The organism is Mycobacterium sp. RTGN5 (genome assembly GCF_033804465.1).
Lineage (GTDB): Bacteria > Actinomycetota > Actinomycetes > Mycobacteriales > Mycobacteriaceae > Mycobacterium.
In genome coordinates, this window is record NZ_JAPZLA010000003.1 from 100,408 (window position 1) to 113,684 (window position 13,277).

A 13,277-nucleotide genomic window follows, 5' to 3' on the forward strand; every position below is an offset into this window, starting at 1 on the left:
GTGTCGCGGAGATGGGACGCCGATTCGGGCCGGCTGTGGGTGCCAGCGTCTTGAGCCTACCCGTCTGCCGCAGGAGCGGCATTGCCGCTGGGCTTGGGCAAATACTCGCAATGACGTGACGACTAGGGGAGGGTAAAGGGATGGCTGCGGAACCGATACGCGCCGCACCAGCCTTCCACATCTGGTCCGGCTCGTTTTGACGATCCAGGATGAGCTTGTTGCGGCCGTCGACGGCCAGCGTGGAACAAAGGCCGCCGATCGGCTCTGTGAGGCGTGTGTGCTGCTGCTCGACGTTGATGCCGCCGCGATCTCGCTTGTCTTCGACGGTGCGAATGCGGGAACACTGGGGTCCAGCGGCAATTCGGCGGCGGCCTATGACGAATTGCAGTTCACCTACGGTGAAGGGCCGTGCCTGGACGCGGTCAGCCTGCACGCACCAGTGGTCGTGGTCGATCTTGCGCATCCCGGCGAAGCGCGCTGGCCCAGTTACGGACGGGCCATGCTGGAGTATCGGATCCGGGGCGTCTTCGCCATGCCGGTGCTGGCCGCGGGCGAGTACATCGGCGCCCTCGACCTGTTCCGAGTTCAGCCCGGTGAACTGGCGGGTGAACAGCTCGCGGGTGCGGCTATCGCCGCGGAGCTGGCCGGCGTACCGGTGCTCGATCTGCTCGCCGGCGACCTGCAGGCCGCCGTCGACGATCCCACCAGCAATGCCTGGACGGAGCTCTGCGTGTTGAGTCGCGCCGAGGTCAGCCAGGCAACCGGAATGTTGGTGGCGCAATTGGACGTCGATCCCACCGAGGCGCTGGTACGGCTGCGTGCGCACGCCTATGCCACCGGTCGAAGCGCCACCGACGTAGCCCACGACATCATCGACCGACGGTTGAGACTGGAGACGGACCGATGAACGACGACCTTCGTGAAACCCGTGTGCTGAGCGCAGTGGTATCGCTGGTCGACAGCCTGCTCGACGACTTCGACGTTGTCGATCTGCTCACCGAACTGACCGAACGCTGCGCGGACCTGCTCGATGTCGCGTCTGCTGGATTCTTGCTCGCCGATCCGCTGCAACAACTCCATCTGCTCGCCGCCACTTCCGAGCAGACGCGCGACATCGAACTGTTTCAACTGCAGGCCGAAGAGGGGCCCTGCATCGAGTGCTATCGCAGCGGCGAACCGGTTCTGATCGCCGACATAGGCACCCAGATCGACCGGTGGCCGCGGTTCGTTCCTGCCGCGACCGAGGCCGGCTTCGCCTCGGTGCACGCGCTGCCGATGCGGGCAGCCGGATCCGTGCTCGGCGCGCTCGGTTTGTTCGGCACCCACCCCGGCGAACTCACCGAGGCGGATCAACTGGTCGGTCAGACCCTCGCTCACATCGCGTGTGTGGCTGTCTTGAAGGAACTCCCGCCAGACCCGGCCACGTTGCTGACGCCGCTGCGCTCCGCGCTGTCCGGTCGCATCCAGGTCGAGCAGGCCAAGGGGTATCTCAGCGAGGTACTCGAGGTATCGATGGATGAGGCTTTCCGGTTGATCCGCACGCACAGTCGGCTGCGCGGCGAGCACCTCACCGATGTCGCGAGACGGTTGATGAGGGACCGCTACACCCGGCCGGACTTGGTCAGGGCGCTTAAGGACCTGGCCCGCCAGCGCCAGCGGTGAGCCCTTCTCGTTACTGACGGGCCCGAGCCCGCCGGACCGCCTCGTCGACGAGCTGTTCGGCCACGTCCGCCAGTTTGACGTGCTCCCGCTGGCTGATCCGGGTGAGACGGTCAAACGCCTCCTGCGCGGTCCCGCCCGAGCGGCTGCGGATGATGCCGATCGCCTGGTCGATAACCGCCCGGCTGCGCAGGGCCTGCTGCAGTTGCGTCGTCCGCAGTCGGGTGTTGGCCAACAGTTGCGTGTTGTAGACCGATACCGCGGCGGGCCCGGCGAATTGGCTGCCCAACTGGACGGCGTGCTCGGTGAATGCGTCCCTGCCGTAGGCGTAGGAGTTGATGGCGCCGATGACCCGGTCACCGACTGCCAGCGGCAGGGAGAGTGCGGAGTGCACCCCCATGCGCGCCACCGAGCCGCCGAAATGCGGCCAGCGGCGGTCGCTGCCCAGCGAGCCACTGACCGCGGGGCGCCCGGTCTGAATGCAGGTGATGCACGGCCCCTCGCCGAGCTTGTCGTATTGCAGGGTGTCGATGATCCGAACGAAATCGGCGGTGACCGACCACGCCTGGATGTGTATTTGGTCGCCACCCGAGTCGGTGTCGTGGGGCTGAGTCGTCAGCGTGACCCCTGCGCCATCGGCACCTGGTATCGCTTGAACCGCGAATTGTGCTACCTGGCCCAGCATTTCGTCGACAGTGCGGGCGTCGGCGACAATGCCGGCCAAGCCGCCGAGCCCGGCGCTCAGGTCCAGTTCATCAGACTGGAGCTGGGCCGGGGAGAGCTCTGGTTCCGGGGGCGGCTTACGGTCGGGCTGCGGGTCGTAGTCGTCCATCACCTCTCCTCCCGGGTGTTACGGGTGGAGACCGAGGGGCCTCTCCGCGATCAATCTACTCGCCATCATCAGGTGACCAAAGACAAGGCGTGCGCGCGCCGTAACTTGCCCGACGGTGTCTTCGGGATGATTCCCGGAGCGAGGACCACGACGTTGCGTGGCCGGGCGTTGACCTCCACCACCACCTCGTGCACCACTTCGTGCTCGATGCGCCGCACCTCGTCGCGATCGTCGAAAGCCTTGGACTCCACCGCAACTGCGAAGGACTCGCGGGAATGTCCGGCATCGAGCCGGACGGCCACCGCACAGCCCGGCCGCACTCCGTCGACACGGGCGGCGGCGCGTTCGATGTCGGTCGGATAGATGTTGCGCCCGGCCATGATGATGACGTCCTTGAGCCGGCCGCAGACGACGATCTCGTCCTTCTCGGTGAGGTAACCCAGATCGCCGGTGTCGTACCAGCCCTGTTCGTCTTGAGCGGAGATGAACCCGGCGACCGTGGTGTAGCCGGGCGTGACGGGGTCGCCGCGCAGTTGGATCACGCCGACGCCGCGGGCGCTGAGCACGCCACCGTCCTCGTCGACGATGCGGGCCTCCAGCCCGTTCAGCAGGCGGCCGAGTGTCACCAGGCGCCTGATGTTCCCGCGGGTTGCCGGCACGGCGCGGTGCAGGACAGCCAGGAGGTCGGCGTCGATCTCGTCGACCGTCATGCCCGCGCCACAGGTGGAAAAGGATGCGGCGACGGTTGTCTCGGCCATGCCGTACGCGGGCAGGATCGCCTCGGGTGCCAGCCCGTGGGGGGCGCCGGCCGCGCATAGGTCCTCGACGTCGGCGGGGTCGACCTGTTCGGCACCGGAGAGCGCCCATCGCAGCGACGACAGGTCGAACTCGCCCGGTAGGGCCAGGCTGCGCAGTCGCTTCGCCAAGAGGTTGTAGGCAAAGTTGGGAGCCGCGGTCATCGTCGCCTTGTACTTGTCAATCAGCTTGACCCACAACAAGTTATCGCGGAGGAAGTCCATCGGGGTGATCTTGATCAGCTCGACACCGAAGTACATGGGTACGGTCAGGAAACCGGTCATGCCCATGTCGTGGAAGCAGGGCAACCAGCTGACGATCACATCGGACTCGACGTCGACCTTGGCACCGGCGAACATCGCCTCGGCGTTCGCGACGACGTTGGCGTGGGTGATGTGGACCGCCTTGGGGGAGCCGGTCGAACCCGAGGTCAGCTGCAACAGGGCGAGGTCGTCGTCGCAGGTTTCGACGGGACGGCGCACCGGGTCCGCACGTAGCAGGTCCTCGGCGATCAGCACCCGCATTCCCCGCTCGGTGAGGAGCGGCGCGGCCGGGAGGAACGGTTCCCCGACGACGACGGCCTTGGCGTCGATGGTGTCGAGGACCGTGGCGGTCTCTTCCGCCCAGCGCAGCAGGTCGGTGCGCGGCGTGGGCTGGTGCAGCATGGTGACGCTGGCGCCCCGAATCCAGACGCCCTGTGCGGTCGGTGCGATGTCGACGGGAGCTCCGGCCAGCACAGCAACGGCATCACCGTGGCCGACACCGGCTGCCGCCAGCCCGCCGGCGACCCGGCAGGCGCGCGCGTGCACCTCTGCCCAGGTGTGCCGCACGGGGGCGTCGGGCTCGCCAGTGATCAAGCCCTTCATGCTCCACTGGGCGTTGCGGAACATCGTCTCGGTGAACTGGCTCACAGAGCCTTCCTTCTGCAGGCCGCGCAAGGACGTGACCTGCGATGTTGGTGGCCGCAGGCGGTCTGCCGCGGGTGCCGTGGACAGCGGCGCTTTGTTGGGCCACGCGTCCCGAATGGGCGCCAAACTATCGATCGGCTTACGTCGGGCTGGGATGCCCGTGCGACGGGGAGTTCAGATCGCCGCCGTGACGTTTCCGAGAAGCTGGTGGGTCAGCCGCATTGACCGTACCGCGCAAAGGCGCCCGAGGTCGAAGGCTCGCAGGCCATCGGCACCTCGGATGTGGTTTGTCCCGCTGACGGGCGGTGTCGCTGGCAAAGGTGATGTAGCTTCAATCGACGGTCAGGGAGCTGCCGAGGAGTAGCTGGTGGAGGCGACACCATTCGGGCACTATCAGCTGCGAGAGCTGATAGGTCGCGGCGGCATGGGCGAGGTCTACCGGGCCTACGACACCAAGACCGACCGCGTGGTCGCCCTCAAGGTGCTCCCGCACCGGCTGGCCGAGGATGTCGTCTTCCAGCAACGGTTCCGCCGGGAAGCGCAGGCGGTGGCCGCCCTCAACGAACCGCACGTCGTTCCCATTCACGGATTCGGCGAGATCGACGGCCGGTTGTACCTGGATATGCGCCTGATCGACGGCCGCACCCTGGACACGATCCTTGCCGACGCCGGCAAGCCACTGCCGCCGCCGATGGCGGTCGACATCGTCGAGCAGGTTGGCGCCGCATTGGACGCCGCGCACGCGGCCGGCCTGATCCACCGCGACGTCAAGCCCTCCAACATCCTGATCACCGCCCGCGAGTTCGCCTACCTCATCGACTTCGGCCTGGCTAGGACGGCGAGTGAGGCGGGCCTGACGACGGCCGGAAGCACGTTGGGGACCCTGGCCTACATGGCTCCCGAACGGTTCAGCGGCGGCCAGGCCGACCTGCGATCCGATGTGTACGCCCTGACCTGCGTGCTCTACGAGTGCCTCACCGGCACCCGGCCCTATCCCAACGACAGCCTGGAACAGCAGATCGCCGGGCATATGACCACGCCGGCGCCGCGGCCGTCCGACAAAGATCTGAGGCTGGCGGCGTTCGACGACATCATCGCCAAGGGCATGGCCAAGAAACCCGCCGAGCGCTACCGCAGCGCCGGTGAGCTGGCCGCCGCCGCCCGCCAGGCGTTGACCACGCCGGTACGCAAGGTCGGCGGGTCGGGGCGTCATTCGATGGCCGCGGCACCGCGACCGCGGCGGCGACGGACCGTGTTCGCCGTGGGCGGTGCGGTGCTGCTGGTGGCCGCCGCGGGGATCGGGGCGTGGCAGTGGCAGGGATCAGACAGCCGGTCGAATAGCGCGACAAGTTTGGCCGGCACAGCGTCCAGTTCGGTGCCGACTCCGCCGGCGCTGGGTGCGGTGCCGGCGATCGCGGCGACCGTGCCCCAAAAGATCCGGGACTCGGGACGGCTGGTCGTCGGTGTCAATATCCCTTATGCACCAAATGAATTCATTGATGCTGACGGCAAGGTCGTCGGGTTCGACGTCGATCTGATGAACGCGATGGCGCGCACCCTTGGGCTGACGCCGGAATACCGGCAGACCGCGTTCGAGGCGATCATCCCCTCGGTGCGCGCCGGTGACTTCAACGTCGGCATGTCCTCGTTCACCGATACCAAGGAGCGGGAAGCGGCCGCCGACTTCGTCACCTACTTCCGGGCCGGCACTCTGTGGGCACAGCGCCCCGGGGTGGCGATCGACCCCGACAACGCCTGCGGGCTCAAGGTCGGTGTGGCCTATCCGTCGCTGCAGGAGAGCGAGGAGCTTCCGGGCAAGAGCGACGCGTGTGTGGCAGCCGGAAAGGCGCCCATCAAGAAGGTGATCTACACCCGTCAGGACGACCTCAACACCGCACTGACCGCCGGCGAGGTCGATGCGATGTCGGCCGACTCGCCCGTCACCGGGTTCGCCGTCAAGACCAGCGGCGGACAGCTCGAGGCCGCAGGCGCCGTGTTCGACTCCGTGCCCTACGGCTGGCCGGTGGCCAAGGACTCCGGACTGGCGCAATCGCTGCAGCTGGCGCTGGCGCACCTGATCGAGACGGGGGAGTACCGCACCATCGCCACGATCTGGGGCGTCGAGAAGGGCGTTATCGACAAGCCGGTGATCAACGGCGCTGTGCGCTAAGGGTTTACGGCCCGCTCATCCCTCGTCGTCGTCGTCGATAACGTGCATGGCGGCCTCTTCGGCCGATGCCGCGCCACCGTCGATGCCGACGTCGGAGGCGAACAGCTCGGAGTCGCTGTCCTCGCCGAATCCCTCATCGGAGGCCACCAGTCGGCCCGAGCGCGCCCGGCCGACCTCGTCGTCCTCGGGGAACTCCGCGTCGCCGTCGGAGTCGTCGCCTTTCGCCTCGTCGAGCACGTTGTTCAGCCGGCTCACGGGGTCGGGCTCCTCCTCGGCCAGCAGCTCGTCGAGGGTTTCCCGGCCGGGATGGTCCAGGTTGGTGCGGGCATACGGTCGCTCCGGCGGCGAGATCCCCTCGTCGAGGATGTCGTCGACACCACGGTCGACCAGGGTGTCCTCGGGTTGAAGCTGGTTGTCGTCTTCGACGCTGTAGTCGCCGGTGTCAGTGCTGTCGTCCCAGGTGCTCACCGCTCCAGAATGGCACGGCGAGCCCCCGGCCCGCAGTCTCGCTCAGCGCCAACACGCTGACCAGGCTTACGACCGTGAAACCGGCCATCATCGCGGTGATCGCCCAGCTGCCCGAGGACGACAGCAGCATCGGGGAGAGCACCGGGGGCAGCGCGCCGCCAAGGATGCCGCCGATGTTGTAGGACAGCCCGGTGCCCGTGTAGCGATAGCGGGTGGCGAAGATCTCCGGGATGAATGCGGCCATGGGCCCCATCATGATTCCGATGATGGCGTAGGTGCCGATGATGGCGATGGCATAGCGGACCGGGTCACCGGATTGGACCAGCGGGAACAGGATCAGCGTCCAGGGCAGGGCCAGCGCGGACCCGACGGCCATCACGCGCCTGCGGCCGTAGGTGTCGCTGAGCGTTGCCGAGGCGGCGACGAACGCGATCGAGCACAGGCCACCGACCACGCCGACGAGCAGGATCAGGTCCTCGTCGTAATGCAGGTGTGTCGCAGCGTAATTGGGGAAGTACGTGCCGGCTTGGAAGGCCAGCATGAACAGAGCGACGACCGCGCCGGCGGCCAGGATGACCTCGCGGCCCTGCGTGCGTACCGCATCGGCGATCGGGACCCCGACGGGCCGTTCGGTAGCCGACTCGGCGAACACTGGGCTCTCCTCGACATGCACGCGGATGTAGAGCGCTACGGCCAGCAGTACGGCGCTGAGCAGGAACGGAATTCGCCAACCCCATTGCAGGAAGGCAGGATTGGTGTCACCGAAGGCGCTGTGCACCCCGAGGAACACCAGGTTGGCCAACACCAGCGCCGTGCCGAGGCCCAGCTGGGTGAACATGCAGAAGTATCCGCGCCTGCCCCGAGGCGCTTGCTCGGCACTCATCAGCGCGGCGCCGGCCCATTCGCCGCCGACGGCGAAGCCCTGCAGCAGCCGCATCGTGATCAGCAGCAGTGGCGCGGCCATGCCGATGGTGTCGGTGCTCGGAATGAGGCCGACGCCGACGCTGCAGACGCCCATGATCACCAGCGTGAACAGCAGCGCGTTCTTGCGGCCGACGCGATCGCCGAAGTGGCCGAACACCGCGGCGCCGAGCGGCCGGGACAGAAACGCTGCCGCGAACGTGCCCAGGGAGGCGATCGTCGCCATCAGCGGACTTAGGTGCGGAAAGAAGACGACGGGAAACACCAGCGCAGCGGCGGTCCCGTAGATGAAGAAGTCGTAGTACTCGATCGCCGAGCCGACGTAGCTGGCGAGCGCAACGCGGCGGGCGCGAGTGCGGATTGCCTCGAGTGATTCCATGTGGCAATCGTCACCATTGGCAGATGGTGGGGGTATCCCCTGGCTAGCGGAACCTGGTGGTTGACCGCGCTGTCCACCGTTTGGTGGACAGCTGCGGGCGCCTCACCTAGCCGTCGTGGCCCACTGCCAGCAGTTCGTCGACGCTGGAGGCGTTGCCGGGAGCCGACGCGGCCATCATGATGGCGTGCGCCCGATCGGGATCTGTGGCGGCAGGCACGACCAACAGGACAACCTTCCTGCCGCCCAGTCCCTGGACTTCGACGGTGTTGCTCGGTTGGCGCTGATCGCCGCCGAGGCGGACAAATCGTTCGCCGACCGCCAATTTGCGGCCGGCCTTCACCCACTCCGTCATCTTGTACAGGACGTAGCTGATGGGACCGAGGCGAACCGACAGGACCGCGAGCAGGTCGGGAACTTCTGCCTCGAGGTCTTCGCTGTGCGGCCACCAAGCCCCGTCAACACGACCCGTCAGGGGACCTTTTGGCTTCAGCCGCAAGCGGGGTGTGTGTTGCGGTGGCGGCTCTTTCCAGCCGACTGATGGGCGAACGCCTGATTGCGTCATACGACGCTCCTATAGAACATGCGCAGCAGATCAACCGAAAGATGTTGTGCTGCTGGGTAAATCGAGACTATCGGAAGAAAGTGGGTCAGCGATTCTTGCTGTTGAGCACGTTGTCGGTCGCACTGCCGTCGGATTTGGCGCGCTTGTCCGCGCGTTTCTCTTTCAGCGACTTTCCGGCGGTCTTCTTTGTCATTGACTGGCGAGGGGATTTGTCTGCCACGGGGGGCCCTTCGATTGGGGGCCTGTCGACGGTCCCGTTGTCTTGGACTGTACGCGCGCATCTCGCCGGGAAGTTCGCACTGGCAAAAGAGATGTCGAGTAGCGCCGATTCGCGGTGCACTGTGCCCGTGGGGGCGCAGCCGCTGGTCCCGGGGTGTAACGTTAGCCGTATTCGAAACCCAGCCAGTCCGGAATAAGTCAGCCGTCCGCCGCTGTACTTGCCGAGCAATCGCTCATGCCGGATATGCCGGTGACAACCGCCAGGCGGGATCATCTTGAGTTTTTTGTCCGTCCATCCATCGATGACGTCTGCTGCCGTTCCGTATCAGGGCGTTTCCCGCGTCCCGAGCATCGGAATTCTCAGCACGTATCCACCGACTCGATGTGGGCTGGCTGCGTTCAGCGCCGCCCTGTCCGACGGACTGCGCGCCAACGCCGCTCGCGTCGATGTGGTTCGGATTGCCGACGGACCGACCAGCGATGACGTCGAGGTCGTCGGCGAGTTGGTCAACGGCGTCCCGGCATCGGTGGCGGCGACCGTCGAACTGCTGAATCGATCTGACGTTGTCATCGTGCAACACGATTACGACATTTACGGTGGTGCCGACGGAGGCGAGATCGTCGACATCGTTCGTGGGCTGCGCGTGCCGTCGATCGTTGTTGCTCACGCGGTGCCTAAAGATCCTGCGCCACAACAGCGTTGGGTGTTGGAGACGATCGCGGCAGAAGTCGATCAGGTTGTTGTGATGACAGCGGCCGCACATGCGCGGCTCTGTGAGGCCTACGAAGTCGACCGTCGAAAGATCACCACGATCCCGCACGGGGCAACCGTGGCAGCCAATGCCCAGGTGAAGCGCTCGGGGCGTCCCACACTGTTGACCTGGGGTCTGATCGGTCCGGGCAAGGGCATCGAGCGCGTCATCGACGTCATGGGCTCGCTCAGTGAGCTCCCCGGGCGCCCCCGCTACCTGGTTGCCGGCCCCACGCATCCGAAGATTCTCGCCGCCGACGGCGACGCCTACCGTGATGAGCTTCGGGAGCGGGCGAAATCCCTTGGCGTCGCGGACTCGGTGAGTTTCGACCCCGCCTACCGTGGCGGCGCGGCACTGAGCGCGATGGTGCAGTCCGCCTCGGTGGTGGTGTTGCCAAATGACTGCACCGACCAAGCCGCCTCCGGCGTTTTGGTCGATGCGATCGCCAACGGACGTCCGATCGTGGCAACCGCATTCCCGCACGCCGTCGAGCTGATCGGCGACGGTACCGGAATCGTTGTGCCGCACGATGATCCGGATGCGTTGAGCTCGGCGCTGCATAGCGTTCTGACCCAGCCACGCCTTTCCGGACAGATGGCGTCAAGGGCACGGCTTTTGGCGCCCACGATGGCGTGGCCGGTGGTTGCCAGAGATTATCTTCATTTGGCACAACGACTTTGCGCGACGAGGTCGGCATTGGTATGACCGGCGACACGCCGGTCCCCGTCTTCGACCAACTGTTGCGGATGACGGACCATCGTGGAACCTTCGAGCACGCGAATCTGGATCAGCCACAGCCCGAACACGGCTACTGCACCGATGACATGGCCCATGTGCTCGTCGTCGTCTGTCGGCAGCCCGATGCACCCGGCGAGGTCAATCGCCTAGCCGGTGTTGCGCTGAGGTTCCTTGGCGACGCCCAGGCGCTCACCGGTGCCTGCCGTAACCGGATGGATGCCGCGGGCAAGTGGATGGACGAGCCGAACTTGGAAGAGTGCTGGGGCAGATGTCTGTGGGGACTCGGCACCGCGGTCGCGCACAGCGAGGTCGTCTGGGTGCGCAAATCGGCGCTCGTCCAGTTCGAGCGCGCCGCGAAGGTGCGTTCGCCATCCCCGCGTGCAATGGCCTACGCGGCACTGGGCGCCGCGGAAGTTCTTACGGCCCATCCTGATCATCGCGCTGCCCGCAAATTGATCACCGACTATGCGATCTCGGTGCCCAAGCCAAACGGTGATGCCGACTGGCCGTGGCCAGAGCCGCGACTGACGTATGCCAACGCGGTGCTCGCCGAGGCGATCATCGCCGCGGGTGTCGCGTTGGAGGCTCCCAGTCTCTGGCAGCGGGGCCTGGATCTGCTGGACTGGCTGGTGGACCTCGAGACGTCGGGTGATCACTTCTCGCCGACTCCTGTCGGGGGACGGGGCCCTGGCGAAACCGGCCCCGCGTTCGATCAGCAGCCGATCGAGATTTCGTCGCTGGCCGACGCGTGCGCGCGCGCCGCTGGCGTCGACCCCGCCGCGAGATGGATCGACGGAGTACGGGCTGCCGCGTCCTGGTTCACCGGTGCCAATGACACCGGCCAGCTCATGTGGGACCCCGAGACCGGCGGCGGATTCGACGGATTGCAGGCCGACGGGGTCAACCGCAATCAGGGCACGGAGTCGACGCTCGCCGTCATCTCGACATTGCAGCACGCCCAGCGAATATCGTTGCTGCAGAAATGACGTCGCCGCGCGCGTTGAGGATCGTTGCATCATCATTGTTGACATGAAGCGTGAAGTGGGCGCGAGACTCGATGTCGAGATCACCGCCCCGACGACCCTGGAGTTCCAGATCGCTGTTGCGCCGCATCCGGGGACTTCGGTCTCCGAGGCGCTGTCGTTCGTGTTGGACGGGTCCCCGATCTCGGCGCTGGAGATCAGCGGCGTGCACGGCAACCGCATCCACAAACTCGATGTCCCGGTGGGCAACCTGAAGGTCTCCTACGACGCGACGATTACCGGCCGGACGTTTCCCGCCCCGGTCACCGAGTATGACCTGTCCATGTATCTGCGCCCCAGCCGCTACGCCGAGGCCGACAAGTTCTATGGTTTTGCCGCAACGGAATTCGGCGATTACTCCGACTCGGAAGACCTGTTGGAGAAGGTGTCGGTGTGGGTGGGCACCCGGTTGAATTATGTGCCCGGCTCGAGCGACCCGATCGATGGAGCGGTAGACACGTTGCTGGCGGGCGCGGGCGTATGTCGCGACTACGCGCATCTGGTGGTCGCGCTTTTGCGCGCGGTCAACGTGCCGGCCCGCGTCGTGTCGGTGTACGCGCCGGGTCTGTACCCGATGGACTTCCATGCCGTCGCCGAGGCGTACGTGAACGGGCAGTGGCGAGTGGTCGACGGAACCCTCCTGGCGCCACGACAGTCGCTGGTGCGGATTGCCACCGGTCGCGACGCGGCAGACATCGCGTTCCTGGATAACCACAAGGGGGCGATCAACCTCCAATGGCTGGAGGTGATGGCCATCGTGGACGGCGATCTGCCCATTGACTCGATCGATCAACTGGTCTCGATCGGCTGAGCTAGTCAGAGCCGGTACATCTCCCGGGACATCGACGCCTGCTCGACGAAGCTGGCCCGTTGTGGCGGGTAATGCCTTCTCCCGCCCTGGCTTTCACCCTCGGGCTCGGCGAACGCGGGTGCCCGCAGCCAGGCCATGACCCGGCTCAGGAAGCGTGCCGGCGACAGACCGCCGGTTCCGATGGCGACCATCACTGCACCTTTACCCAGGCCGTGATCTGCGGGGGCATCATGATGCTGGCTCGCGCGGCGCCGACTTCGCGTTGCAACACCGGCAGCATCTCGTCGGGGGCAGGTACGTCGCCGCCCGTCAGGCCGAGCCCGTCGGCGATCGGATACACCAACCGCCAGATCTCTACGGCATAGGTCAGCAGGTCGATGTCGTCGGCGCCGCCCATGGGCGCACCGACTGCCATTCGCGGGATGCCAAGCCCGGCGTCCTGGAACAGCGTGCCGAGTTTCGGCCCGAATGAGATATCGAGTCCCAGTGATTCGAACGACCGCGCGACCGCATCGGTGACCAGGCGGAAGGTCGGGATCTCGGGATAACTGCGCACCGTCGCGATGTCGTTTTCGGCGAATGCGACGATGCCGCCGGGACGGACCAGGCCGGCGAGCTGGCGTAGCGCGGCGACCGGGTCGGGAAGGTGCATCAGGATCAGGCGTCCGATGACGGCGTCGACGGGCTCCTCCAACACCAGCTCGTCGAGCGCCGACTGGGTGAACGACACATTGGTCCAGCCCTGCTCGGCAGCGCGGGAGCGGGCCAGATGCACGATGTCGGCGGCGTCGACGCCCAGGACCGAACCGGTGGGCCCAACGAGTTCGGCGGCCAGGAACGAAACGTCGCCCGGCCCGGAGCCGACGTCGAGGACCCGCATCCCCGGTTTTAGGCCTGCCATCAGCAACGCGTGTCTGGTGTCGGCCCGATACACCCGGCCCTGTAGCAGCAGCCGGCGAACCTCACTGTCCTCGTGTCCGAGGGTGTACGTGGTGCTCATGGATGGTCCTCCGTTCGATTGACCCCTGCGCGCTAGACTAG

General features: G+C 66.3%; 14 protein-coding genes. 6 read left to right on the plus strand and 8 right to left on the minus strand.

Features of this window, described 5'->3' with window-relative positions; all coding sequences use genetic code 11:
- The first annotated feature begins 196 nt into the window (after window positions 1-196).
- Window positions 197-907: an ANTAR domain-containing protein gene (locus SLQ31_RS17350; protein WP_319434884.1), complete on the plus strand. Its 711-nt coding sequence runs from the start codon at window positions 197-199 to the stop codon at window positions 905-907.
- Window positions 904-1,662: a GAF and ANTAR domain-containing protein gene (locus SLQ31_RS17355; protein WP_319434886.1), complete on the plus strand. Its 759-nt coding sequence runs from the start codon at window positions 904-906 to the stop codon at window positions 1,660-1,662. Before SLQ31_RS17350 ends, SLQ31_RS17355 begins: the two co-directional genes overlap by 4 nt.
- Before the next feature lie 10 nt (window positions 1,663-1,672).
- Here the strand turns inward: SLQ31_RS17355 and SLQ31_RS17360 are convergent, their stop codons facing one another.
- Together SLQ31_RS17360 and SLQ31_RS17365 are read right to left on the minus strand one after the other, a co-directional pair.
- Window positions 1,673-2,491 (minus strand): GAF and ANTAR domain-containing protein, encoded by an 819-nt coding sequence (locus tag SLQ31_RS17360; RefSeq protein WP_319434888.1) that lies wholly within the window; start codon window positions 2,489-2,491, stop codon window positions 1,673-1,675.
- A 68-nt stretch (window positions 2,492-2,559) separates the two neighbouring features.
- Window positions 2,560-4,197 (minus strand): fatty acyl-AMP ligase, encoded by a 1,638-nt coding sequence (locus tag SLQ31_RS17365; RefSeq protein ID WP_319434889.1) that lies wholly within the window; start codon window positions 4,195-4,197, stop codon window positions 2,560-2,562.
- Window positions 4,198-4,561: 364 nt separating this feature from the next.
- On the opposite strand from SLQ31_RS17365, the gene SLQ31_RS17370 reads away from it, so the two are divergent.
- Window positions 4,562-6,364 (plus strand): bifunctional serine/threonine-protein kinase/transporter substrate-binding domain-containing protein, encoded by a 1,803-nt coding sequence (locus SLQ31_RS17370; protein WP_319434890.1) that lies wholly within the window; start codon window positions 4,562-4,564, stop codon window positions 6,362-6,364.
- Window positions 6,365-6,379: 15 nt separating this feature from the next.
- Here the strand turns inward: SLQ31_RS17370 and SLQ31_RS17375 are convergent, their stop codons facing one another.
- The 4 genes from SLQ31_RS17375 to SLQ31_RS17390 all read right to left on the minus strand — a co-directional run bounded on the left by SLQ31_RS17375 (window position 6,380) and on the right by SLQ31_RS17390 (window position 8,914).
- A complete protein-coding gene (locus tag SLQ31_RS17375) occupies window positions 6,380-6,832 on the minus strand; it encodes a DUF5709 domain-containing protein (RefSeq protein ID WP_319434892.1) in 453 nt (150 codons plus the stop codon).
- Entirely contained in the window at window positions 6,807-8,132 is a 1,326-nt protein-coding gene (locus SLQ31_RS17380) for an MFS transporter (protein WP_319434894.1), read from the minus strand. Before SLQ31_RS17380 ends, SLQ31_RS17375 begins: the two co-directional genes overlap by 26 nt.
- A 106-nt stretch (window positions 8,133-8,238) precedes the next feature.
- The gene (locus tag SLQ31_RS17385) at window positions 8,239-8,628 is read right to left on the minus strand and encodes a DUF5994 family protein (RefSeq protein WP_413642355.1); all 390 of its coding nucleotides are present in this window, start codon (window positions 8,626-8,628) and stop codon (window positions 8,239-8,241) included.
- Between the two features lie 151 nt (window positions 8,629-8,779).
- A complete protein-coding gene (locus SLQ31_RS17390) occupies window positions 8,780-8,914 on the minus strand; it encodes a hypothetical protein (RefSeq protein WP_319434897.1) in 135 nt (44 codons plus the stop codon).
- 301 nt (window positions 8,915-9,215) lie between these two features.
- Between SLQ31_RS17390 and SLQ31_RS17395 the strand changes: the two genes are divergently transcribed.
- The 3 genes from SLQ31_RS17395 to SLQ31_RS17405 are packed head-to-tail and all read left to right on the plus strand — an operon-like array spanning window position 9,216 to window position 12,236.
- A complete protein-coding gene (locus SLQ31_RS17395) occupies window positions 9,216-10,370 on the plus strand; it encodes a glycosyltransferase (RefSeq protein WP_319434899.1) in 1,155 nt (384 codons plus the stop codon).
- The gene (locus SLQ31_RS17400) at window positions 10,367-11,389 is read left to right on the plus strand and encodes a glycosyltransferase (protein WP_319434901.1); all 1,023 of its coding nucleotides are present in this window, start codon (window positions 10,367-10,369) and stop codon (window positions 11,387-11,389) included. The genes SLQ31_RS17395 and SLQ31_RS17400 overlap by 4 nt, the downstream gene beginning before the upstream one ends.
- Window positions 11,390-11,432: 43 nt before the next feature.
- Entirely contained in the window at window positions 11,433-12,236 is an 804-nt protein-coding gene (locus tag SLQ31_RS17405) for a transglutaminase family protein (protein ID WP_319434903.1), read from the plus strand.
- 5 nt (window positions 12,237-12,241) lie between these two features.
- On the opposite strand, the gene SLQ31_RS17410 is transcribed toward SLQ31_RS17405, so the two are convergent.
- Together SLQ31_RS17410 and SLQ31_RS17415 are read right to left on the minus strand one after the other, a co-directional pair.
- Window positions 12,242-12,427 carry a hypothetical protein gene (locus tag SLQ31_RS17410; RefSeq protein ID WP_319434905.1) on the minus strand — a complete coding sequence of 62 codons (186 nt, stop codon included), beginning with the start codon at window positions 12,425-12,427 and terminating at the stop codon, window positions 12,242-12,244.
- The gene (locus SLQ31_RS17415; RefSeq protein WP_319434907.1) at window positions 12,427-13,236 is read right to left on the minus strand and encodes a class I SAM-dependent methyltransferase; all 810 of its coding nucleotides are present in this window, start codon (window positions 13,234-13,236) and stop codon (window positions 12,427-12,429) included. Before SLQ31_RS17415 ends, SLQ31_RS17410 begins: the two co-directional genes overlap by 1 nt.
- Between the last annotated feature and the right edge of the window lie 41 nt (window positions 13,237-13,277).